The sequence below is a fragment of the Chitinophaga alhagiae genome, assembly GCF_003568665.1.
Taxonomy (GTDB): Bacteria; Bacteroidota; Bacteroidia; order Chitinophagales; family Chitinophagaceae; genus Chitinophaga; species Chitinophaga alhagiae.
This window is the reverse complement of sequence record NZ_QXMH01000001.1, coordinates 891,826-917,411: the sequence shown is the minus strand read 5'-3', so window position 1 is coordinate 917,411 and position 25,586 is coordinate 891,826. Positions and strand designations below refer to the sequence as shown.

At 52.6% G+C, this 25,586-nt stretch carries 12 protein-coding genes; 9 read left to right on the top strand and 3 right to left on the bottom strand.

Annotated elements, in window-relative coordinates; genetic code table 11:
- Positions 1-462 precede the first annotated feature (462 nt).
- Genes D3A97_RS03520 through D3A97_RS03500 form a run of 5 tightly spaced genes read left to right on the top strand, consistent with a single transcriptional unit; the run spans position 463 to position 10,277 of the window.
- Positions 463-3,552, top strand: a complete 3,090-nt coding sequence (locus D3A97_RS03520; RefSeq protein ID WP_119076691.1) for a SusC/RagA family TonB-linked outer membrane protein — start codon at positions 463-465, stop codon at positions 3,550-3,552.
- 13 nt (positions 3,553-3,565) lie between these two features.
- Positions 3,566-5,107: a RagB/SusD family nutrient uptake outer membrane protein gene (locus tag D3A97_RS03515; RefSeq protein WP_119076689.1), complete on the top strand. Its 1,542-nt coding sequence runs from the start codon at positions 3,566-3,568 to the stop codon at positions 5,105-5,107.
- Between the two features lie 45 nt (positions 5,108-5,152).
- The gene (locus D3A97_RS03510) at positions 5,153-7,432 is read left to right on the top strand and encodes a sulfatase-like hydrolase/transferase (protein WP_157986332.1); all 2,280 of its coding nucleotides are present in this window, start codon (positions 5,153-5,155) and stop codon (positions 7,430-7,432) included.
- Positions 7,433-7,441: 9 nt separating this feature from the next.
- Entirely contained in the window at positions 7,442-8,728 is a 1,287-nt protein-coding gene (locus D3A97_RS03505; protein WP_119076684.1) for a mandelate racemase/muconate lactonizing enzyme family protein, read from the top strand.
- Between the two features lie 25 nt (positions 8,729-8,753).
- Entirely contained in the window at positions 8,754-10,277 is a 1,524-nt protein-coding gene (locus tag D3A97_RS03500; RefSeq protein WP_119076682.1) for a sulfatase, read from the top strand.
- A 74-nt stretch (positions 10,278-10,351) separates the two neighbouring features.
- Here D3A97_RS03500 and D3A97_RS03495 read toward each other — a convergent pair whose 3' ends face one another.
- On the bottom strand, positions 10,352-11,182 hold the full coding sequence (locus D3A97_RS03495; protein WP_119076680.1) for an isocitrate lyase/PEP mutase family protein: 831 nt from the start codon (positions 11,180-11,182) through the stop codon (positions 10,352-10,354).
- A gap of 245 nt (positions 11,183-11,427) precedes the next feature.
- Here D3A97_RS03495 and D3A97_RS03490 point away from each other — a divergent pair, with 245 nt between their 5' ends.
- From D3A97_RS03490 to D3A97_RS03475, 4 genes are all read left to right on the top strand, one after another.
- Positions 11,428-15,072, top strand: coding sequence for a M60 family metallopeptidase (locus D3A97_RS03490; RefSeq protein ID WP_119076677.1), 3,645 nt, complete (start codon positions 11,428-11,430; stop codon positions 15,070-15,072).
- A gap of 134 nt (positions 15,073-15,206) precedes the next feature.
- Positions 15,207-15,815 carry a hypothetical protein gene (locus D3A97_RS03485; protein ID WP_119076674.1) on the top strand — a complete coding sequence of 203 codons (609 nt, stop codon included), beginning with the start codon at positions 15,207-15,209 and terminating at the stop codon, positions 15,813-15,815.
- A gap of 315 nt (positions 15,816-16,130) precedes the next feature.
- Positions 16,131-19,508 carry a SusC/RagA family TonB-linked outer membrane protein gene (locus tag D3A97_RS03480; RefSeq protein WP_119076672.1) on the top strand — a complete coding sequence of 1,126 codons (3,378 nt, stop codon included), beginning with the start codon at positions 16,131-16,133 and terminating at the stop codon, positions 19,506-19,508.
- Positions 19,509-19,532: 24 nt separating this feature from the next.
- The gene (locus D3A97_RS03475) at positions 19,533-21,107 is read left to right on the top strand and encodes a RagB/SusD family nutrient uptake outer membrane protein (protein ID WP_119076670.1); all 1,575 of its coding nucleotides are present in this window, start codon (positions 19,533-19,535) and stop codon (positions 21,105-21,107) included.
- A gap of 302 nt (positions 21,108-21,409) precedes the next feature.
- Here D3A97_RS03475 and D3A97_RS03470 read toward each other — a convergent pair whose 3' ends face one another.
- Together D3A97_RS03470 and D3A97_RS03465 are read right to left on the bottom strand one after the other, a co-directional pair.
- Positions 21,410-22,168: a response regulator transcription factor gene (locus D3A97_RS03470; RefSeq protein ID WP_119076667.1), complete on the bottom strand. Its 759-nt coding sequence runs from the start codon at positions 22,166-22,168 to the stop codon at positions 21,410-21,412.
- 26 nt (positions 22,169-22,194) lie between these two features.
- The gene (locus tag D3A97_RS03465) at positions 22,195-25,314 is read right to left on the bottom strand and encodes a ligand-binding sensor domain-containing protein (RefSeq protein ID WP_198673849.1); all 3,120 of its coding nucleotides are present in this window, start codon (positions 25,312-25,314) and stop codon (positions 22,195-22,197) included.
- Between the last annotated feature and the right edge of the window lie 272 nt (positions 25,315-25,586).

Below are 25,586 nucleotides of genomic sequence, written 5' to 3'. Positions count from 1 at the left end.
CAGCCATTAATTCTCTTCATGATGTGGGTGAAGACAAACATTAGACATACCAACCGGAACTAGCAGGGGAGCAATTCCCTGATAGATCAGACCAGCATAAAGGCTAACTTTTTTTAAAACTTTAAACATATGAAAGCACAGACTTCCAGCTCCCTGCCAACAGTACTGATGTGTAAAACACAGGCCGGTTCCTGCGGGAAGTGTTGTTGCCGGCTACTTTCTCAGAAACAGTAACGTTTCCCCTTTCTTAATAATGGTCACGCTTCAATTAACCTCGCATTTGCGGGGGCTGGCATCGCTTTGCCGGTACTATCATAAAAACTGAACGGCATGGAAATAAGAATGTAGGCAATCAATAAAAAAGGGAAATACATGAAGTATTTCCCAAGGTCTTATCATTAAAACAGGTTCTCAATTGGCGTTGTCGCCTGTTTCAATTAACTCTAAAACCAATGTAAAGGTATGCAAAAAAATGCGAATGCCGGGAGGGTGCTTTATGCCCGGCATCTTACACTATTCATTCTATTACTGCTTGTAATTCCGCTCTGCGCTTTAGCTCAACGGCCATCACCTCCCCTTGTCAACTCTACCTTATCAGGAAGAATAACGGATGCCGTTACCAAGCTCCCCCTGGCCGGTGCTTCTATACAAATTGAAGGGGTCACCCACAGCGTAACCACCAACAACCTGGGAGAATTTAATTTTGTAACCGGCCAAAAGCTGCCGTACCCGCTAGTGATCAGTTATGTTGGGTATAAGACCCTGCGCATAATTGTAAGCCAAAGCCCTGCAGAAATTCAGCTCGAACCGGAAGTGAGCAGCCTGGGAGATATAGTGGTAGTGGGCTATGGCCGGCAGCGGAGGAAAGACCTTACCGGTGCGGTAGCGTCTGTACCTACCATTCTGAAAGGGCAGCCGGTCAGCTCGCCGGACAGATTGTTACAAGGTGCTGTGCCCGGTGTGCAGGTTACACAGTCCAGCGGCCAGCCGGGCAGCGGCGCTTCCATCAGGATAAGGGGCGGTACCTCTATCAATGCCGGCAACGAGCCGCTGTACGTTATTGACGGTTTCCCTGTTTACAATGGTGATGCGTCTGTAGATGCCGGCATCACCAGTGGCGAAAAGATCAACCCGCTGGCCAGTATCGACCCGGCAGACATAGCGTCTATTGAGGTATTGAAAGATGCGTCTGCCACAGCTATTTACGGTTCAAGAGGCGCCAATGGGGTGGTGCTGATCACCACGCAACGCGCCAAGGCCAGGCAGTCTACTGTGTCTTACAACAACTATTTCGGCGTGCAAAGCGTGATCAGGAAGCTGCCGCTGCTGAATGCGGAAGAATGGGGTGCGCTGAAGAATGATGCAAGGGCTGATGCCGGCAAACCTCCCTTGTATTCCGCGGAACAATTAAAGGCGCTGGGGAAAGGTACGGACTGGCAAGACGAGGCTTTTACCTCCGCCCCTGTCACCAATCATAGTCTGTCACTGTCTGCCGGTACGGAAAAATCAAAATTCCTGCTCTCCGCCGGTTACTTCAGGCAAGACGGCGTGATCATCAACACCGGCTTTGAACGCTACAGCGCCCGGCTGAATGTTGAGCACGATTTTAACGAGCGGTTCAAGATCGGGGCTTTCCTCACGGGCAGTGCCACTAACGCCAAAGTAGCGCCCAACGGGGTGGTGCAGGGCCTGCTGGAAATGCCGCCTACCGTACCTGTCAGGGACGCCGAGAGGAACTTCACGCTGGTCAGCAATTTTGAAACGGCCATCGGCAATCCCATCAATACCCTGCATAACCAAACCAACGAGTCCAACACCCGCCGTTTTTTACTGAACGGTTTTGGTGAGTACGAGATCATCAAGGGGCTAACGGCCAAGGTGCTGGTGGGGGCAGACATCATCAACAACAAACAGAACAGGTACCTGCCGTCTACTGTATTTGAGGGGCTGCCGGCAGGCATTGCGGGAGTAGGTTCTCTGGGTACGGTCAACTGGCTGAATGAGAACACGCTCAACTACAAGTTTGACCTGGGGCAAAACCACCGTTTTGATGTGCTGGTGGGCAATACGCAGCAGCAGGCGGTTACAGAGGTATTCAGTGCGGGTTCTTCAGATTTTGTGAACGATGCCTTTACCTATCATAACCTGGGCGCCGGCGCTGTTCTCAGAACGCCAGGTTCGCTCTATACCAAATGGGCTTTAAAGTCGTACCTGGGCAGGATCAACTACGGTTTCAGAAGTAAATACCTCTTCACTTTCACGGTGCGGTCAGACGGTTCTTCCCGCTTTGGCAATAACAACAAATGGGGTACGTTCCCTTCCGCGGCCTTTGCATGGAATGCCAGTGACGAAAAGTTCCTGGAAGGCATCAAAGCCATCAGCTCCCTGAAACTGAGAGTGAGCGCAGGCCTCACCGGTAACCAGGAAATACCGGCATACCGTTCGCTGGCGCGGCTTTCTTACTACCGCTACAATTTTGAGGACCAGTTGGTAGGCGGTTTTGCGCCCAGCAGCTACGAAAATGCCAACCTTAGCTGGGAAAAAACGGAGCAATACAACCTGGGTCTGGAACTGGGCCTGTTTGCGGAAAGGATCAACGTGTCCACAGATGTTTATTATAAAAGAACAAATGACCTGCTGCTGGAAGTACCGTTGCCGTTCTCGTCTGGTATTGAAAGTGCTTTCCAGAACTACGGAAGTATTGAGAACAAGGGGATCGAGCTGGCTATCCGTTCAGAGAACCTGACTGGCAAATTCAGCTGGACCACCAACCTGATTTTTTCAGCCAACAGGAACAAAGTGCTGAGCCTGGGCCCTGGCGTAAAAGAATTTATTCCCATCAACCCCGCCAACACCGCCAGAACTTCGGAGATCGTGCGTGTTGGGGAGCCGTTGGGCAATTTCTTTATGTATGTAACAGACGGCATCTTCCAGGAAGGGGACGATTTCAGTTTGTCCCCTACGCCCAACACAAGGGCCGGCAGCCAGAAATATAAAGACGTGAACGGCGATGGCGCCATTACCCAGGCCGGAGATGTGACCATTGTGGGCAACTCTCAGCCAAAATTCCTGGCCGGCCTGTCCAACAATTTCAGGTACAAAAATTTTGACCTCCTGATCTTTTTGCAGTCTTCCTACGGCAACAAGATCTTCAGCAATAGCAAGGCCCTGCTGGAAATAGGCTCCGGTTTTACCGGCGCGTCTGCTACCCTGCGGAACCGATGGACGCCCACTAATACCAACACAGACGTACACCGTGCTATTGAAGACCCTTCGCCCACCTTGTCAGACAGATTTGTGGAAGATGGCTCCTACCTGCGGCTGAAAAACATTACGCTGGGGTACACCCTGCCTTCTGCGCTGTCTGCAAGGTTGCGGCTGAAATCCCTGCGGGTGTATGTTTCCGGGCAAAACCTGCTTACGTGGACGAAGTATACCGGCTTTGATCCTGAGGTGAGCAGAAACGGCCAGGACGCGCTCAGCTCCGGTTTTGATTTTGGTAGTTACCCCGGCACAAAAACCCTTTCTGCCGGGCTGTCTGTTTCATTGTAAAAAAGAAAAGAAGATGCGTAGCACATTTTTCAATATAAGGGCCCTTGTGGTCATCGGCCTGTTGTCATCCTGCGTAAAACTGAAGGAAGACCCCAGGTCTTTCCTGACCAGTGACCAGTTCTACAAAACGGCAGAAGATGCCGTTGCAGCGGTGAATGCCATTTATTATTCACTGAATAACGATAAGCCGGAAGGGCAGCACCAGATGTACGGATCGCTGCTGAATACCGCCATGGACATGGCCAGTGACGATCTTACCTCCGGGCCGGGAACACCCAATCCAAATGTACGTTCCCTGGCCATCCTCACCCATTCTTCCACCAACATCAGGGTAGAGCAGATGTGGCAGCAGCATTATATTGCCGTGAACAAGGCCAACGCGGCCCTGCAAAGGATACCTGACATGAACATCAACGGCGAGCTGAAGAACCGGTTGCTGGGCGAGGCGCTTTTCCTGCGGGCGCTGTTCTACTTTAACCTCGTGCGTTTGTACGGAGATGTGCCCCTGCTGCTGAAAGATCAGACCACACTATCTATTGATGAACTGCAGGTGCCCAGAACGCCGAAAGAAAAAGTGTATGAACAGATCATCAATGACCTCACGGCTGCTGCCGGTCATTTCAGGGAAGGTGGTACCGGCGAAGTAGGCCGGGCTACGGAAGGGGCCGCCAAATCATTGCTGGCAAAGGTATACCTGACCATCCGCCAGTGGGATAAAGCGGTGCAGTGGAGTGAAGAAGTGATCAACGGGCCTTACGGTTATGACCTGCTGGAAGATTATTCCCATGTTTTTCTGCCTGCCTATAAAAACAGCCGGGAGCACATTTTCTCCGCCCAGTTCAAGGGCTTTGCACAAAGCCAGGGCCATGCCTCTACCAGGAGGGCCATTTTTTCTGGTATTCCCGGGCTGGTAGGAAGCTATGGGGACCAGGTGCAATTCTACACAAACGGAAGCGACAAGTTCTTCAGCGTTTATAAATTGTATTCAGCCAATGATAAAAGGAAGGCGGTCACCTTTGTGACCAGCTTCAGAAGCCCTTCCAACGGAAAACTGTACGGGCAACTGAATGATCCGGCTCTTGCCGGAGACTCCACGCCGTTTTTCAACAAATACTGGGACCCCGGTGCTGTTGCGGCTACCAATGAATCTTCCGCCAATACGTCCATACTGCGCTTTGCAGAAATATTGCTGATACATGCGGAAGCGGAGAACGAGCTGAACGGTCCCACGGTCAAAGCCTACGCCTCCTATAACCGCGTGCGGCGCCGTGCCGGTCTTGCACCGCTGGAAGCGCTCACCAAAGACCAGTTTCGTGACTCGCTGTACCTTGACCGGCGGCTGGAGCTGGTATACGAGTTCCAGCGCTGGTTTGATCTTATCAGGCAAACAGGCAGCGAGGCTACGGGAGTAGGCCCGGAAGGCCGCGGTACCCTGGTGGTGAACCTGAAAAAAGCCGGTAAGACCAACGCGGCCCCGCGCCACTATTTATACCCTATACCTTACCTCGAAATACAGCGTAATCCCAGCCTCACCCAAAACCCCGGTTGGGAATAAGCCTGTTGAAAATAAATGTTGATCAACCTGAAAAAAAGTAATTATATGAACCATCAATCGCGCCATGTCATCAGCCTGCTGACGGGATGGCTCTTCTTTATCATTTTTACTCCAGCCCAGGCCCAGCACAGCCCGCTGCAGCCCTTTGGCGGAAAGATCAGGAAAACGCTTGACAGCACCGTGCAGTGGCGGCCGGAAAGGACCAAAGCACCCAAAGGCGCTCCCAATGTAGTATGGATATTGCTGGACGATGTGGGCTTTGGCGCATCGTCTGCTTTTGGCGGGCTGATTGAAACGCCTACGTTTGACAGCCTGGCCAACAACGGCCTTCGTTACACCAATTTTCACACCACCGGCATCTGCAGCCCTACCCGAGCGGCGCTGCTTACCGGCAGAAATTCGCATAGTGTAGGCATGGGGCATCATGCGGAGCTGGGTATTGGTACGCCGGGCTACTCCGGCGATATTCCACTGGAAGCAGGCACCATTGCCGAAATTTTCAGGGAAAACGGCTACAACACTTTTGCGCTGGGCAAATGGCATGGCAACCGGCCTATAGACCTTACGGCCGCCGGCCCTTTCAACCGGTATCCTACAGGGCGCGGGTTTGACCACTTCTACGGTTTCCTGGGTGGCGCTACAGACCAGTGGTATCCAGACCTGGTGGAAGGTATCACGCCGGTAAACCTCGACGGGAATAAGAAACACCTCAACGAACTGCTGGCAGACAAGGCCATTTCCTACATCGCCAACCAGAAGTCTGCCGCGCCAGACAAGCCTTTCTTCCTGTACCTGGCGCCGGGCGCCACGCATTCTCCCCACCAGGTGGCAAAAGAATGGTCTGACAGGTACAAAGGCAAATTTGACGGCGGATGGGACAAATACCGCGAAGATGTTTTCAAACGCCAGCAAGCCCTGGGCCTTATACCTGCACGTGTAAAGCTGCCGCCGCGGCAGGAGGGTATCAAGGCATGGCAATCCTTGTCTGCAGATGAGAAAAAGGTGTTTGAAAGGTTCTTTGAAGTATACGCCGGTTTCCTTTCCTACACAGACTTTGAAATTGGCCGCATTGTCAACTATCTCAACCAGATAGGCCAGTTGGACAATACCCTGATCTTTGTTATCATCGGCGATAACGGCGGAAGCAAGGAAGGCACTTATACCGGCACCACCGGCGGGGCGGAAGGCCCCCAGGGGCATGATATAGCTTACCTGCTTTCGCAATATGAAAAAATTGGAACGGCGTACACACATCCCAACTATCCCCTGGGCTGGTCTCAGGCTACCAACACACCGTTCAGGTACTGGAAGAGCGACGCCAACTCCGAAGGGGCAACCCATAACCCGCTCATCGTTTTTTACCCGAAAAAGATCAGGGAAAAAGGCGGCATCCGCACGCAGTATGCGCACGTAATTGACGTATTACCGTCTACCGTAGAACTGGCGCAGGTAAAAGTACCGGCAACAATCAACGGTTACCCGCAGCTGCCACTGCATGGCGCCAGCTTTGCCGCTACCATTGCGAACGCCGCTGCACCTGCCGCGCGTACCGTTCAGTACTATGAGTTGCATGGAGGCAGGGCCATTTACAAAGATGGCTGGAAAGCTGCCGTATACCATCCGCGGGGCTTCTTCGGTACGGAAGGATCTGATCCGCATTTTACACCGCCGCCTTTTGAAAAAGACAAGTGGGAACTCTATAACCTGCAGGAAGACTGGAACGAAACCCGTAACCTGGCCGCAAAGTACCCGCAAAAGCTGGAAGAGCTGAAAGCCCTGTTTGACCAGGAAGCCACCCGTTACAACGTATACCCGCTCAGAAACTACAAGGCCGGTATGGCGCAACCCGTTATCAGGAACAAGGCCGTTATTTATCAGGGCACAACGGCCAGAACAAAAGTGTACGTTGGCAAAGGTGATGTAACCATCACAGCGGCCGTGAACATACCTGGCAGGGAGGCCACCGGCGTAATATTTTCCAACGGCGGCTGGTCTACCGGAGGTACCAGCTTGTACATCAAGGATGGCAAGCTGCACTATACGCTCACGGATGCGGGAAGAGAGATCACCCTGAGCACGGACAAGCAGCTTTCCGGGGGAGAACATACCATCCGTGTAAAATTCAAAGGTGAAAACAGCGTAACGCTTTTTGTGGATGACGAACAGGTGGCGGAGGCGGAGATCACTAAAAGGAACAAGTATCTCGGTTCATTTGGCGGAGACGGCGTGAGCCTTGGGAAAGATCAGGCCGTACCCGTTACGGATGCTTACGAAAGGCCGTTCTCTTTTACGGGCACTGTGAAGTCAATAGTAATAGAACAATAAAACAATTGTATGAGCAGTGATAAAACAACTTCTCCTTCATCCCGCAGGCATTTCCTGAAACTGAGCTGCGGCGGGCTGGCCCTGCCGTCTATCCTGACCGGCGCCGTGCAACCATCTCACGATGTTGCGCGGCAGCCTGCCGGCAGGTTAGAGCCTGTGGTAACAGCTATACAGGTACACATTGTAAAAGTGAACCAGCGGGGAAACTGGGTATTTGTGGAACTAAAGACAGATAAAGGCATATCCGGCGTGGGGGAGGCTTCCCAGGGCGGCAAGCTCATAGCGGCGGATGAACAAGGTGTGTTACGGAAAGAGATCGATACGTTTTTCGGCCTGGTAAAGGGGCAAGGCGTTTTTAATATAGAACGTTACCGGCAGCAGGGATGGCAGCTTGCCGCCCGGTCAAGAATTTCAGGAACGGTCTTCAGCGCTGTAGAGCAGGCTCTGTGGGATATAAAAGGCAAGGCGCTGGGCGTACCGGTATACGATCTGCTTGGCGGAAAGCTGAGAGACAGGATAAAGGTGTATGCCAATATTAACCGCGCCACCAATGAAAAAGACAGCCATGGCCGGCGGCCGGCGCATGCGTTCCAGAAAAATGCGGAGGCCGCATTGAAGCTGGGCTTCAGGGCTATTAAAATGGCGCCTTTTGATGAAATGAAAGCACTGCCCTCCACGCCGGCGCAAATACAGGCAGACATTGATCACGCCGTAGGGTGCATAGAGGCCGTAAGAAAAACCATTGGAAATAATATTGACCTGCTGGTAGATGTGCACAGCCACCTTGATGAGCCGCTGGGCATTGAGGTGGCCAGGAGGGTGGAACCATTGCAGCTGTACTGGTTTGAAGAAGCCGTCAACCCGGGAAAGTATGTGAAGGAAACCAAAGCCATCACAGATGCTACAGAAAGGACCACCGCAGGTGGAGAATCCATATTCGGCAGGGAAGGATTTGCCCCGTTGGTGGCCGGCAAAGCGCTGGATATCCTGATGCCGGACGTAAAGCATTGCGGAGGTATACAGGAGCTGCGTTACATAGCGGCCCTGGCGGAAACAGCGGGTTTGCTGGTGGCGCCGCACAACCCCAGCGGACCCGTGGCCACTGCGGCCAGCGTGCAGGCCGTGGCGGCTATCCCGAATTTTGCGATACTGGAATGGGCGTTTGGAGAAGTGCCCTGGCGGGAAGACCTCATTACTCCCCGGGAAGAATTTGTTGACGGGCACATCTCCGTTAGCAACCGGCCCGGGCTGGGGCATGAGCTGAACCATGCCGTAGTGGCAAAACACAGTTTATAGTGACCTTCATTTTAATCCCCTGAATATGAAACTGACATTTTTTTCACCAGTCAATACTACGCTGATGCTGGCCGTATCAGCGCTCACGCTTGGCAGTTGCGATCAGCCAAAAACGCCGCAAAAGGCAACAAGAAACCCCAACGTGGTGGTGATACTTGCAGATGACCTCGGCTGGAGCGATATTTCCGCATATGGCGGTACTTATGTAAGCACACCGCACATTGATGCCATTGGCAAGGAGGGCGTAAGGTTCACGCAGGCCTATGCCTCCGCGCCCATATGCAGCCCTTCGCGGTCCGGGTTAATGACCGGCCGCTATCAGCAACGCTTTGGTCATGAATTTCAGATCCACGAGGTGGTAAAGGACCCCGCTGCCGTGAAGGCGGTACCAGGTGGTCATGTGTACGCCTATCAGCCTGAAAACTATGACGGGGTAACCCGGCAGGGCTTGCCGGTGAGCGAAATTACGCTGGCCCAGCAGCTCAAACAACACCAGTATGTGACCGGTGTGATCGGGAAATGGCACCTTGGGTTCCTCCCTGAATTTTACCCGGAAGCGCGGGGCTTCGACTATCATTTCGGTTTCCTTGGCGGGGGAACGTTTTATAGCGTGAACACCGCAGACACTACCGTGGTGACCCGGAAACTTTCTTGGGAAAAAGAAGCCGCCGTACCGGAACGGACAGGGTACCGCGCTATCAGGGAAAACAACCAGCCGGTAGCAGTAAACGAGTACCTGACAGACAGGCTGGCTACGGCCGCCGTAGACTTCATTGAGAAACACAAAGACACCACCTTCTTCCTGTATACCGCTTTCAACGCACCGCACACGCCTGTGCAGGCGCCCAAAGCGTATTACGACAAACTGGCCCATATACGTGACCCTGACCAGCGCGCCTATTACGCCATGATCGCTGCGCTTGACGATGCTGTTGGGAAAATCACAACTAAACTGAAAGAAAGCGGTCTGGAAGAAAACACCCTCATCTTTTTCCTGAGTGATAATGGCGGCGCCAGCTATACCGGCCTCACAGACAACCGGCCCCTGCGCGGCGGCAAGATCACGGAATTTGAAGGCGGCGTACGCGTTCCCTTCCTGCTCCAATGGAAAAACCAGATACCCGCCGGCAAGGTGCTGAACGCGCCGGTAAGCCTGCTGGACGTTTTTGCCACAGCCTCTGCTGCCGCCAGCGCCGCATTGCCGGAAGGCAGGCAATATGACGGGGTGGATCTTTTCCCATACGCTTCCGGCCGTACAGACAGCATCCCGCACCAGGCCCTTTTCTGGCGCCACGCCTACCAGAAAGCCGTGCGGAAAGGGGACTGGAAGCTGCTGCTGAACGCGCAATCCGGGGAAGCATGGCTTTACAGCCTTGCAGCGGATGTAACCGAGAAAAACAACGTGGCCGCTTCTCATCCGGACAAAGTGAAAGAACTGAAGGAAGAGCTGGCGCAATGGGAATCCGGCCTTGTTCAACCACTATGGAAAAGCTGGCGTATCGGGAATGTGAAAGTAGGTGAGAACGAATATTATTATATGCCTTTGTAGCACACAATGGCGCTCATTACAGCCCTTGCCCCAACAGGCCATGCACTTGCCGGGCAAGGGCCTCATACACCGCATTACTGCAGCAGATCGTTGAACTTCGTATAAGCGATATTGTTAGCTGCAAAACGAAAGGTACCCTTGTTCCTGATCTCTTCGGCAGCATGCAGAAAACCGCTGTACGCCGCCCGAACTAGAGACGAGCCCAGGCTTATGCGTTTAACGCCAAGCTCGGCCAGCTCCTCCACGGTGAAAACCGCTGGCCCCAGCCCCATTACCACATTCACTGGTTTGGGCGCTACGGCCTTTACCACAGCCGCTATTTCTTCACGGGTTTTCAGGCCGGGGGCAAACAGCACATCTGCACCGGCTTCCGCATAGGCCACCAGGCGGCGGATGGTGTCTCCCAGGTCTGGCCGGCCATAGATGAGATTTTCTGCCCGGGCCGTAAACGTGAAAGGCTGCGGCAGGCTGTGAGCAGCCAGCGCGGCGGCGCGTACCCTTTCCACCGCCAGCTCAAAGGGGTAAATAGGATCGCCTGGCCGGCCTGTGGCATCTTCAATAGAACCACCGGCCAGCCCCGCCATGCCTGCCTGCACAATTGTTTCTGCGCAGCTCTCCGGTTTGTCGCCATACCCGTTTTCCAGGTCTGCGGACACCGGGAGGGCAGTAGCGGCAATAATGTCCTGAATGTTTTTCAATGTTTCTTCCCGGGTAACGGCGCCTTGCCCGTCTGGCTTGCCCAATGAAAAAGCAAGGCCGGCGCTGGTGGTGGCCAGGGCTTCAAAGCCGAGGCTGGCTAACATTTTGGCGGAACCGGCGTCCCAGGGGTTGGGCGCTATAAAAATGCCGGGCCGCTCATGAAGCGCCCTGAAAGCGAGGGCGCGTTGGTATGCAGGTGTTTCCATAGTAGAAAGTTACTGAATCCGCGGATAGAAGTGGTTTATTCACCGTTTTATTGCCTTTTGTGTTCCCGTTATTTCGAATCTTGTAATCATTTTATAATCAGTTTGTTAGATAGCCTGCTGCGCAACGGCCAGCCTGGTCATGAAACATTTCACCGGTAATTAAGCGCGTTTTGACCGGCAGTTGCTGCTGTATGGAACAGTAGTTTTAGGATGATAAAAACTGTTTTTCAACCAAAACCTATTCTATGTTATTGAATGCTACCTTGAAACCTTTCCGCAGGGGAGCATGCGCCATCCTGCTATGGCTGCTTGCCACGTTACCTGCATTGGCCGCCACCCCGCCTCCTTCCGGCTATTTTAACATGATTGCCCGCAATGTTTGGGAACTGACGCAGGTCCCTAACATTGCCACTGAAACAGGCCGTATCAAAACCTCGCTGCAGGTGGCCGACTTTGAGCCGGTAGGCCTGAGGGCCACGGCCAATACGCCGTTGACCGTTTATGTAGAGCAACTGGGTGGCACGGGTCTGCCCAAACTCATCATGGGCACCTATGACCGGCAGCCGGTCGCCACCTATGACCTGGTGGCCGGAGTGAACACCATCACCAATGTGAACGGTGGAGACCTGTACTTGCAGTATTCTTCCGCCACCCCGTCTGACAATAACAAAGTAAGGGTTACTTTCCAGGGAGGGTATCAGCAGATGCCGCTTTACATATTGGGGGCTACTACACACCAGCAGTGGCTGGATATGCTGGATGCGGACACGCTTTCGCCAAACGCCACCCTGGTGTCTGACAGGGTATTTATTGTGGTTTCCCGCGTCAAGGCAGACGCTTTCCGGGATGAGAACCAGGATACCCTGCTCACGCTGATGGACAGGGTGATGCAGGCAGAAGGGGATATCAGCGGGCTGGACAACAGTTCTCCCCTGCATGCGCCCATCCTGAAAAACAAACTGATGCTGCTGGAAAAGGCCAGCGGCAACCCGGATGCCACTTCACTGGGCAGGGTACGCATCCCCACCGGCAGTATTAACTGGATATTGTCTCCCTCTTACATCCTTGACAGCGGTGGCTGGGGCGTGTTTCACGAAATAGGTCACCACCACCAGCATTGGGCCTGGACGTGGTCTACCTGCATTGAAGTATGCGTGAACATTTATTCCCTGGCAGCCAAACGGGCCATTCACCCCGGCCAGCAGGGCATGAGCACGGGAGACTGGAATACGGTGATGAATTATCTGGCCCAGCCGCAGGCCTCTAAAAATTTCAATGCTTCCGGCGTATCGCTGTTTACGCGGCTGGGCATGTTCCACCAGTTATGGCTGGCTTATGGCGATGCATTTTATCATACCCTGCATAAACGTGTGAGGGAAGAAGCGCCCACCCCCAGCGGAGACCCTGCGGAGATGCGCCTCTTCATGCTGTATGCCTGCCAGATCAGCGGGGAAAACCTGGGGCAGTTTTTCCGTAACTGGGGCCTGAATGTAGACCAGTCTGTTTACGATGAAATTGACGCGCTGGGTTACCCGTCTCCTGCCATTGAACCATCTACCCTGCGGGAAGATCTTGTAGCTGCTGTTACCTCTCCCGGAAATAACGCCGTATTTGCGGCCGGCTCAGATATTCCGCTGACGGCCACCGCCTTTGGCCCCGGCGCTATGGAAAAAGTGGAATTTTATGAAGGTGGCAACAAACTGGGAGAAGACAGCATTGCACCGTACACCTTCCTGTGGACGGGTGTACAGCCCGGCGCATACGCCATTACGGCCAGGGCCACCGCGCAAAATGGCAACACGGCTGTTTCTCCGGTTGTGAACGTTATCATGGAAGCGGTGTCCATTACTTCTCCCACGGATCATGCGGCCTTTGCAACAGGTACGGCTGTCAATATTGTGGCCAGCACAGGTGGCGGTGGCAGCCCCATCAGCCAGGTAGCTTTTTATGCAGACAGCATTAAAATTGGCGAAGCCACCGCGGCCCCTTACAGTTTCTCCTGGCAGAACGCACCGGCAGGCGTACATACGCTCACAGCCCGCGCTGTTTATCAGAACGGGGATACGGCCAGCTCTGCCGGCGCAGGCATTGTAATTGGTGGCGCCTTTCCCGTTGCTGACGCTTACGTGCGGGATGGCGGCAGCGCTACTGCCAATTTTGGCAACGCCACTTCAATTGTGGTAAAAAAAGACGGGAACAACGGTTATAGCAGGATCTCCTACCTGAAATTTGATCTGAACGGCTTCACCAACCCCGGCATTGCCACCCTCCGCTTATCCATTATCGGAGCAGGTACCAGCGTAACAGGCACCCAGTGGCAGGTATGGAAATGTGATAATGACAGCTGGACGGAGACCGGCATCAACTGGAATAACAAACCCGCCACCACCACACTGCTGGCCAGTTTGACCGGCAAACGGAGCGGAGTGGCGGAATGGGATATCAGTACGCAGGTGGCTGAAGAAGCCGCCGGGGATAAAATACTCACCCTGGCCATTGTTTCCTCCGTATCCGGCCAGACCAATGATGCTACCTTCCATTCCAGGGAGGCCGCTGAAGCTATTTGGAGACCGGTATTGCTGGCAGATAACTACCCGCACATCGCTCTCACCCAGCCCGCCAATGGAGATACGCTTACAGAACACCAGGCCTTGTCTGTCAAAGCCGACGCCGGAGATGACCGGCAGGTAGACAGCGTAACATTTTATATGAACGGTGAGCAAAAAGCAGTGGTTACCGCCGCGCCATATGAATGGAACTGGGTAGATGCGGCGCCCGGTATTTATGGCCTGCGTGCCAGGGTAACAGACAGTGCGCGGCTCAGCGCGTGGTCTGATTCCATAACGGTAGTAGTGGTAAAAGATACCATTGCCCCGCTGGTTACCGCCCCGCCTGCCATTACGGCCTTTACGGAGTCAGGAGCGGCTGAAGTGGCGGTAAATATCGGCCAGGCCACCGCCACTGACAATGGCGGCGTGGCTGCCATTACCCACAATGCGCCGGCGTCTTTCCCGCTCGGTGTCACTACTGTAACATGGACGGCCACGGACCGCAGCGGCAACACGGCCACCGCTTTACAAACGGTAACGGTACAGCATCCCAAAAGCACGTTTGGCCCGCTCACCATTTTTGCGGGTACTGCCAACGGGAATAACAACACCCGGCGCATAGACCTCATGGCCCAATTGTACCTGAACGGCACGCTGGTAGGCTCCGGTACCCTGCTGGACCAGCCCATATCAGGGAACGGTCTTGGCAATTGCAAAAAGTTCCTGCTGCCGCTGAATGCAGACAGCATTACCTATACGCCGGCAGATCTGTTGCAGCTGAAAATACTGGTGCGGCGTGCAAGCGGCAGCGGTAGCTTCAGTATCAAATGCTGGTACAACGAAGATTCCGTGAACACGGCATCAAAGGGTTTCAGCCGTTTCGTAAAATATACGCCCACGCATCCCGGCGGCACTTTCTTCTACCTGCGTAAAGAAATGAAGCTGGCCACATCATCTGAAACAGGTGAGGCGGAAAGGATTGTTCGCAACGCCGGAACAGACTTCCAGGAAGTAGGCACCTGGTCTGCAATTCCCGATGCAGGCCCCGCCGGCGCTGCCCTCAGCCGCATGCCCGGGCACCCGTATACCGCAGCGGAAGGGAAGCTCAGTATCAAAGCGTATCCTAATCCCAGCGCATATGAGTTTACGCTGACGGTGCAAAGTGAAAGCAGTAAAACCATCCACGTAAAGGTGATGGACGTAGCCGGGCGGCTGGTGAAGCAGTTGTACACCACCTCCGGGCAACTGCTGCGTTTTGGACAAGACCTCAAGGCGGGGATCTATTTTGTAGAAGTGCATCAGGAAGGGAAGCGGACAGTAGTGAAGCTGATAAAGCAGTAGACTGTGAATGATATGTTGAGGGGGGATGGGGCCTGGTGCTTCATCCCCCTTTGCTGTTGATTGCCCGGCTTATGTATGAATTACAGCCCTTCCATAGGGATAATGCAATTAAAATAATACATTGCAGGCTGTTTATGACCGGCAGAAAAAATATATACGGATGGGCCGCCCTGGCCGCCATGATGTTACTGTTTTCCTGTGGTGTGTTCAATAGTAAGGCGCCGCTGCGGCAATGTTATGTGAAAGACAGTGTAAAAGTATTGCTGCGCGGAAAAGATGCAACAGGCGGGGAACTTTATATTTACAAGGGCGGGCAACAGGTACATGTGCAGGAGCTGCTGCCGTATGCGGCCATGATCAGCCATATTGAAAGGGACACTGTTCACCTGTTTTATTTCCAGGGTAAAGATACAGGAGCAAAAGAAGGGCGTGTGCAGGCCGGTGATAATATGTGGCTGAAATGGATAGTGCGCCCGCGCGGGGAAATGGCAACCGGAAACATGATAGTGGCTGCAAAGTTCGATTTCCGCAATAACCGGCTGGAAGTGCGATCTCCCGGCGCAGACATCAGGCTCTCCTTTCCGCTCAATAATATCCTGCTGGAACAAAATCGGGTAGTAATAGTTGCCCACGGGCCGTTAAGAACTACCATCCGGGAAATTCAATTGCCGGAAAACGGATTAAAGGCCTTTGTAAATAAATTTGAAAGATATGGAGATGACGGAACAGAGAAGAAGAAATAGCCGGCCCTGGTAAAGACCTAGCTACACTTAAACACTCCAAATCAAAGCATCGCATCCTGCCAGTGGCGGAACAAGTTAAACCCTGATGCTTTAACAGATGTTACAACCCAATGTGCTTTTCATAGCGGCATAGCAGTAAAAATAGCTCCACCGCCTCCCGGAAAAATCTTTTATTGCCCCTATTGTATTAATAATCAATAGATTATTCCAATTCTCCTAACCCGCCCTCACTTTTTTATATGTTATACATAATACAATCGAAATATTTCCCTATCTTTATTATGTTATACATAATACAACCAAAATTCGTCCCGTATGAAATTCGTTAGATTACATGGCTTATTATTACTGGTATGCCTGTTAGTATCCGGGCCAGCCTGGTCCCAGGAACGAAAGATCTCAGGCAAAGTTGTGTCTGACGACGACAACCAGCCACTTATTGGAGTGAACGTAGTGGTAAAAGCCACCAAAAAAGGAGTACAAACCAATGCCAACGGCCAGTTCTCCATTGATGCCAGCCCGGGAGAAGTGCTGGTATTCTCTTACATCGGTTTTGAACAGCAGGAGATTACGATAGGCAGCGGCATCACTATCAACGCGCGCCTGAAAGTAAATGCGTCTAAAATGGACGAAGTGGTGATCACCGGTTACGGCACCGCCAAACGTTCAAAGCTTACTTCTTCCATTTCTAAGCTGGACAAAAAAATACTGGAATCAGGTATGCGTGCCAACCCCGCACAGGCGCTGGCCGGCACTATTCCCGGCCTGCGGGTATCTACCACCTCCGGCCGTCCCGGTGCTTTGCCCAACATCGTTCTGCGTGGCGGCACCAACTTTGACGGCAGCGGCAGTCCTTTAATTATGGTAGATGGGCAAATGCGCGGTTCTCTCAGCGACATCAACCCGGAAGACATTGAAAGCATGGAAGTATTGAAAGATGCCTCCGCCACTGCTATTTACGGCGCACGCGCCAGCAACGGTGTAATTCTCATTACCACCAAACGCGGCAAGGATGGCAGCTCCTCCATCTCACTGAAGGCACAAAGAGGTTTCAGCTATCTGAACGTTCCCTATAAATTTCTCGATGCGGAAGATTACATCACCTGGCAACGGCGCGCCGTAGTAGAGGCCATCAAAAACGGTACACTGGCAGCCAGCGCCCTGGGGGCAGTAGGCCCCAGGGGCACCGGCAACCTCTACAAAGATGGCGCGGGTAATGTGCTGGACGGCAATTATGACTCCCGCGCGGTTTGGAGCACCATGCGCCTCACAGATGCCAACCGGGAGCTGTTGGGCATGAATGACGGCTGGAAGGTGATGAAAGACCCGGTGCCTACTAATGCCGCGGGTGCATATGATCCCAACGGCACGCAGGCGGAATTGATCTACAAGGATTTTAATTACGGAGATTACGCATTCAACTCGCCTGCCGCCTCGCAAGACTATAACATCGGCATGACGGGTGGTAATAACAGGGGACGGTATTATGCCAATATCGGTTATTTCGATGAGCGGGGGCTTCCGCTCAAAACCTACTACCGCCGCATCAATTTTACCCTCAACGGAGATTACAAGATCAAGGACTGGCTTACTTCTGAAAGCAGCGTACAATACACGGTAGCCAACTGGCGTGACCAGGCGCTCACCAACGGTGAAGGCAACTACTGGGGGCGCATGTTGTCTGCCCCGCCCACCATGCGCGGTACCAATGCCGCCGGAGAGCTGATATTGGGCAGAGATGCCAGCGATGGTAACCCTGTTATTAATATTGATAAATACATCCGCAAGAACCAGACGGACAAATTCACCTTTTCACAGTCTTTCCGCTTCGATGCCGGCCACGGCCTCAACTTCAAGGTGGGGGGCATCTTGTTCTATGACGAAGGCTTCAACGAAAGTTTCAACCGCGATTTCCGTACCGGCCTGCTCAGCTATACCAACCCCAACACGGGCTGGAACAGAACAAGGGCCAGCTCCGCGGCGTTTGACAGAACTATCAACCAGACCTACAACGCCATTGCCAGCTATAAAAAGCAGTTTGCCGGCCGTCATAATATAGATGCCATGGCGGGTTTCGAATTTTTTGACGCATACCAAAAGGGCATGGGCGCAAGCGGTTCACTGGCACCTACGGATGATTTTATGGACCTGGGCCTCACCCTCAACAACGCTACTACGCAAACGCGCGGCACGGATTCCTACCATTCTCGGGAGCGCATCATGTCTGGCTTCGGGCAGCTGTTGTATGACTGGGACGGCAAGTACCTGGCTTCTTTTACCATCCGCCACGATGGTTATTCCCGCCTTATTGGCGATAACCAGTACGGTACCTTCCCCGCTGCATCAGTAGGCTGGCTTGCCCATAATGAACGTTTCATGAGCCCGCTCAAAAACTGGCTTTCCTATCTGAAGCTGCGCGGCAGCTGGGGCATCAACGGCAACATCGGCATCGGTACCAATAACGCTATTGGTGTTTATGAGCTGCAGGGCGCTTACGGTGCGCAAACAGCGTACAACGGCACCATCGGGTTTCTGCAAACTGCCTTGGCCAACCCCACCCTGAAGTGGGAAAAATCAAATACGGTGGAAGTAGGGGCAGACATGGGTTTCTTCAATAACCGGCTGACGGCATCGGCGGCATATTACAACCGCCTCACTTCAGACAAGATCACTTTTGTGAACCTACCTACCTCTGCCGGTGTGGCCAGCATCCGGACCAACAACGGCTCGCTCCGCAACAAAGGTGTGGAGCTGGAAGCGGCTTACAAGGTAGTGCAGAAAAAAGATTTCACTTGGCAGGTGGCCGCCAACGCGGCATACAACCGCAACACCGTAGTGAAGCTGCCTTACAATGGCAACGAAAACAACCGCCAGGGCGGCCAGCAAGTGTATGATCCCGCCAGCGGCAAGGTAATATGGGTAGGCGGCCTGCAGGAAGGCCAGGAGTGGGGTGCCATTTACGGCTTTGTGAGCGATGGTATTATCCGCAACGAAAAAGACCTGGCGGAATACAACAAAATAGATATGGCCGCCGGCGAGGTACAGTTTGGCGCAGCTGCGGGCAAACGGGTGGCCAGCCAGAAACTGATCACTGAAAGAGGACTGGCCAATTTCATTAGTACCAAACCGGGAGACATGATGTGGAGAGACATTGACCGTAACGATACTATAGATTACCGTGACATGGTGCGGATAGGGCAGGCATTGCCGCGCTGGACGGGCGGTTTCAATACCACGTTGACCTACAAGGGCCTCCGCCTGTTTGCCCGTTTTGATTTTGCTACCGGCCACAGTCAGCAGGACTTTATGCAGATGTGGGCGCTGGGCAGCTTCCAGGGAGAATTTAACGCCACCGAAATAGTGAAGGATACCTGGACGCCGGAAAATCCTAACGCCAAATATCCGCGTTATACCTGGGCAGACCAGTTGAATACCAAAAACTTTGACCGGCCCAGCAACATGTTCTACGTCAAATCCAATTACCTGGCCATCCGGGAAATATCGCTCAGCTACGGCATTCCCGCCCGCCTGCTGAAGCCGGCCAGGATTTCCGCACTCACCCTTAGCGTGAGCGGCCAGAACCTGGGCTACATCACCAACAGCATGATCAAACTGCCGGAACGCACTGGTGCGCAGAACAGCGCCTATACCGTGCCCACGCAACTGATCTTTGCGGCAAACCTTACTTTTTGATAACGGCTTCTTAAAAATATTGACATGATAAAGTACAGATATTTATGCTGGGTGCTGATATTGGCCATCTCTGCCACATCCTGCCACAAGTCACTGGAGCTGGCGCCGGAAGACTATTTTGGAGACGGCAACTTCTGGCAGAACGAGTCTCAGGTCAGCAATTTTATGGTGGGCCTGCACAAGCAGTTGCGTGACAACCAGTTTATGTTTTACCGGCTGGGAGAGATGCGCGGCGGCAGCCTCAGCAATGTAGACGTGCAAAACACCTCTCTCAACGAGCTGCCCGTAGTGGAACAGCGCCTGGAAGAAACCTCCCCCGGCATTACCAGCTGGGCGGGCATGTACGGCCCCATACTGCAGGTGAACCTGTTCATCCAGAAGGTGGAACCGGTTACTTTTCTGACAGAAGAACGAAAGAATTTCCTGCTGGGCCAGGCTTATGCATTGCGCGCCTTCTACTATTTCCACCTGCTGCGTACCTATGGCGGCGTGCCGCTGCGCCTGAGCGCGGAGGTGCTCAACGGGGTAACAGACCCGGTAGCCCTGCGGAAGGCAAGAGCTACAGAAGCAGAAGTGCTGGCGCAGGTGAAAAGCGATGTAGACAAGTCGCTGGCTCTTTTTGGCGGCGCGGCCTCCGCAGACAAGAGCATGTTTACGCCCAATGCGGCACGCATGCTGAAAGGTGAAATATACCTCTGGTCGGCCAAAGTATATGGCACCACGGCAGACCTTACAGCGGCCAGCTCCGCGTTAACCGCCGTTACCGGTTACTCGCTGCTGCCAAAGTTTGCAGATGTGTTTACCTATGCCCAAAAGAGGAACAGCGAGATCATCCTGTCTTTGAGCTTCCGGGTGGGTGAAGCGGAAATGAGCGGCATATCCATGTTCACCTATTCCACATTTAATTTCAACGGCCTGCATTATAAAGATTCTACGGTAAGCGCCGGCCCCGGCAACTTCCTGATAGATCCGCTGAAAATTGCGGACGTGAACTCACAACAGATCATTCAGCGTTACCGTTACAAGTTCGAGTTCTTTCAGTCTTTTGATGTAACAGATACCCGCCGCAACGCTACTTTTTATGATTATTACCAGGTCAATACTTCCGTAACGCCTTATGTTACCACGGTAAGAAATACAGCGCTGGTGAAGTTCCTGGGCACTATAGATGCCAATAAACGGTACTTTTCTGACGACTGGCCATTGTACCGCGAAGCAGACCGCCTGTTGATGCTGGCGGAAATTGCCAATGCACAGGGTGAAGACCCTGCTCCGTACATCAAGCAGATCAGGGACAGGGCATATGGTGGCGCCGGTAACGACCCGGCTCCTTTTGTGAACGGCAGCAAAGACGCCAATGAACTGGCTATTTTTAACGAAAGAAGCAAGGAGTTCGTATTTGAAGGCAAACGCTGGTATGATCTGAGAAGGATGAAGTATGGTACTGAGCCGCTGGTGTATCAAAGCGTGCAGCATCCGTATGGCGTGCTGGACAAGGGCACTAACGGCTACAGAACACTCTGGCCGGTAGAAACCGCCATCTGGACAAATGACCCGCTGGTGAACCAGACACCGGGGTACATGACGGCCAAACAGTAGGGAGCCAGGCTGGAAGCAGCCGCCCCTTTTCAGATGCCCTGAAAGCAAGACGTTTTCAGGGCATCTCGTTTTTTGCTGCCCCAAACCATTTCGGGGAACTCCAATACCCCAAACTTCCCTTTTCATCACATTTCTGCTGCTGCCGGGAAGACAATGCCGAGCTTTATAAGGAGTAACGGTTGTTGTGCCTGTGGTAAAATGTCTTATGCTTTTCCCTATGCTGAAGTATTATTTCAGCACGGGGAGTTCCTTCTATTGTCTATATTGCTCAAAGGGCTTGCTTTGAAAACACCCCGGTAAACTCATTTTTTTTGAAGAATATACTGGCTGGGGCTCATCCCGAACTGCTTGATGAAGTTTTTGCCAAAGTGCGTCTGCGATTTGTAGCCAACCATCATGGCCACTTCATAAATCTTGTATTGTTGCGTGCTGAGGAGTTCCGCGGCCTTTTTCAGCCGGGTAATGTTGATCAGCTCATGCGGCGTAAGGTCTGAGATGGCTTTTATTTTCCGGTAAAGGCTCACCCGGCTCATATTCACGGAGCGGGAGAGATGTTCCACATCCAGCTCCGTATTTTCGATTTCCCGCAGTATGCAGTTGTGAATGTTTTCGAGGAACGCCTCATCTTCCCGTGTGTGGGCCATGGTGTTGATGTGTACCAGCGGCGTTTGGGCAAAGTACTGCCGTATTTTGTGGCGGTTCATCAGCAGGTTGGTCATCTGCACTTTGAGGTGCGCAGGGGAGAAAGGTTTTTCAATGTATGCGTCTGCACCGGTTTCCAGGCCTTCTATTTTTGACTGGAGCGTGTTTTTGGCAGTGAGCAGTATAACAGGGATGTGGCTGATCTCGAAGGTGGTTTTGATACGCTTGCAAAGCTCAAAGCCGTCCATCACGGGCATCATTACATCGCTGATCACCAGGTCTACCGACTCTGAGTGAAGAACGGCAATGGCCTCCTCCCCGTTTTCAGCGGTAAGAATGGTGTAATCGGCCAGCAGGATGGAAGTTACAAATTCAACAATTTCCTCATTGTCGTCTACAAGCAAGATAGTTGGTTGCATAGCGTGGTTAAATTTTGGTCAATCAATCAGGGTGTTGCCGCCAGTACGGGAAACCTGAAAATAAATACGTTCATGTTGTGTTGCTGTGTAACGGAAAGGTTGCCCTTGTGCAGGTCTGCCAGCGAGCGGCTGATGGAAAGCCCTATGCCGGTGCCTTTCTGTTTTTCATTCTCTTTGAGCCTTACAAACGGCACAAATATCTTTTCGCGCATATTTTCCGGTATCAGCAGGCCATCGTTACACACTTCCAGCTGCAGCATGCTGCTGTTGTCCGTTTCTTTCAGCACGGCCAGCACCGTTGTGTCTGCATACTTCAGCGCGTTGCTGAAGAGGTTGCTGAATATTTTGTTGATCCCTTCTTCATCTGCGTAAGCATATAACTCTTTTTCGGGCATCCGCAGCAGGAAATGCAGCTTTTTCTGCTGCGCGGGCAGCTTGAAGTTGTCATACGTATCCTGTAAAATGGCGGAAATGTTAAGGTGCGTAAAATGAAGGCGGAAACCGGTAGATTCTGTTTGCCGGAAGTCCAGCAATTGATTGGTGAGCTGCACCAGCCTGTTGGTATTGCGCTCCATAATAAGCAGGTTGTGATGATTGGCGCGGATATTTTCAGGATCTTCTATCACTTGCTCCAGTGGGCCTTTGATAAGGGTCAGCGGTGTGTTGATCTCATGCGCCACATTGGTGAGAAAATCTATTTTGGCCTGGTACAGCTCCTTTTCCTTTTTATGCTGCAGCTCTTCCAGCTTTCGTTTGTGTTTGAGGTTTTGCCGGTGGTGGTATTGGCTGATAAAATAATAGAGCAGGTTAACGCCCACCAGGAAGTACAGGAGGTAGGCCCAGGAAGTAGCCCAGAAAGGCGGCTCTATCACTATTTCCAGCGCGGCATGCTGCGGCGCCAGCCTTCCGTTGTTGTCGGTAGTGGTGACCCTGAAAGTGTACTGCCCTGGTTTCAGGTCTGTGAAATAGGCCAGCCTGTTGGTTTTCAGGTAAGTCCATTCCCTGTCTAGCCCTTCCATTTTATAGGCGTAGGAGATCATGTCCGGCGCGGTGAAGCTGAGGGCGGAAAAGTCTATGTTGAAAGAAGACTGGTAATACGGGAGCGTTATCTTCCTGGTGAAGAGGATGGCCTTTTTATGGTTCAGGCTGGTTTCTCCGTCTTTTAAATGAAAGCCGGTGATGTAGATGGGGGCCGTAAAGGTGTCTTTCGTAAAACGGTCGGGGTAGAAGCTGATCATGCCTTTTACGCTGCCGAAGTACATTTTCCCTTTTTTGTCTTTGTAGCCGGAGTTGTAGTTGAACTGGTCGTTCAGCAGGCCGTTGATGCTGGTATACACCTGCATTTCTCCTGTAGCGGGTGTTAGGCAGGCCAGCCCGCGGGAGGTAGTGATCCACATGCGGTTGCTGTTGTCCTGCAGTATTTTGAATACATAGCCGCTGGGCAGGCCATGTTGCGTACCGTAGTGGGTAAAACAATTGGTCTGCCTGTTAAGCATGCTGAGGCCGGCGCCTTCACTGCCCGCCCAGATGTTTTGCCGGCTGTCTACCATCAGGGTGTTGATGGTATTGCTGTTAATGCTGCAGGGGTCTTTGTCGTTGTGCTGGTAACTGCCCTTCCGGCCGGTACGGGTATTGTAATAGAATATCCCCTGGTCCGCGGTACCTACCCAAATGGTGCCTTCTTCATCTTCGGCAATGGACCGGATGTTGCTGTATGGTACTTCATCTACCTTTACAAAATTGGCGCGTGCTGTGTCATAACGCGCCAGTTCGGAGCCGGTGCCCACCAGCAGCTGCCCGTTGGCGGTTTTGTGAAAAGTGAGAATGAAGTTGTTGCGGAAGGTTTCCGGGCTCGCGGAGTAGTGGCGTATTACTTTGCCGGTGGGGATGTTCATCTGGTCCATACCATTGTCCAGCGTGCCTATCCACAGGTTATTACCTTCTGCGTACAGCCCGTGTATGTTGGTGTGTGAAATGCTCTTGTTTTTCTGGCTGGGAGTATATTGGGTGATCTTGCCGGTGGCGGGGTCCAGTTTATTGATGCCGTTGTCTTCCGTGCCTATCCAGATGTTGCCGTACATGTCTTCGCATATTTCCCGGACTGCATTGCCGCTGATGGAGTTACTGCTGTTGTCAGGGAAGTGCTTTTCAAAATAGGTATACTGCCGGGGGTAATAGTTTACGCCGCCAAAGTAGGTGCCGGCCCACATGCCGCCCTCCTTGTCTTTTTCCAGGAAGTAGATGGCATTGTCAGACAGGGAGTAGGGATTGTTGTATTGTTTGCGCAGGTTGATGTGCCGCCGGGTGGACAGGTTGTAGATGTAGATGCCTGATTCTGTGGCAATCCAGTATTCGTCCCCATTATAGTGATGAATGTCGCGCACATACACCGGCAGTTCATCAGGGTTGTAGCAGAGCAGGTCTTCATACTGCCCGCTGCGGGTGTGCAGCAGCTTCAGGCCCTGGTTGGCAGTGCCCACCAGCAGGCTGCCGCCGGTGGTTTCCATGATCCTGCAGATGTGGCGGCTCAGCGGCCGGGGAGAGTGGGCAAACAGGTCGAACTTTTTTTCCGGTTGCTGAAAGCTGCTCACCATGCCTTGGTAGTTGGCCAGCCAGAGGGTGCCGTCTTTGCCGCGGTGCATGTCTGTAATGCCACCGAGGCCACCGGCATTCTCGTATTGGATAGTGGTATCCCGCAGGGGATCGTACTGCATTACGCGGCCGCTAAAGATGTACCATACATGCCAGGCGGTATCACAATGCAGGGCGCCTATGTTGCCATGGCCGGAGCTTTCCACGCGTTTGAAACTTTCCGTAACAGCAATATAACGGTACAGGCCGTCTCCTGTGCCTACCCATATTTGCCCGTTGGGGTCTTCGCAGAGGTTGAACACAAAGTTGTGGCCAATGCTGGTACTGTCTCCCGGGATATGCCGGAATATCTTGAAAATATTGCCGTCAAACCGGTTCAGGCCGTCTTTGGTACCCATCCATACAAACCCCTGCCGGTCTTGCATAACCGAAAATACCGTGTTGTGAGACAAGCCGTCTTCTACCTGGTAGTGCCTGAAATAATACTGCTGTGCCGTTCCCACGCCGACGGAAAGCACGAAGAGCAATAGCAGGATGTGGAATTTATACTTCAATGGGAGATGTTTACGCGCTTTGTCCAAATATAATTATAAAGACAGAATGTTCATGCCAATTCGAAATTGTTACATTTTAACGAAAGAATGAAATGAAACGACTAATGCTTCTAAAAAGATTGTTCTTTCTTTGACCCGCATTCAAAAGTTGATTAACCGGTTAGCACAGCAATGCTTCAGAGAAACAAAAGAAGATACCCACGTTGATGGAATTGATGCCATGAAGACCCGGCGTGTGCGCAGTATTCAATTCCGCTGATTATTTCCCGAAC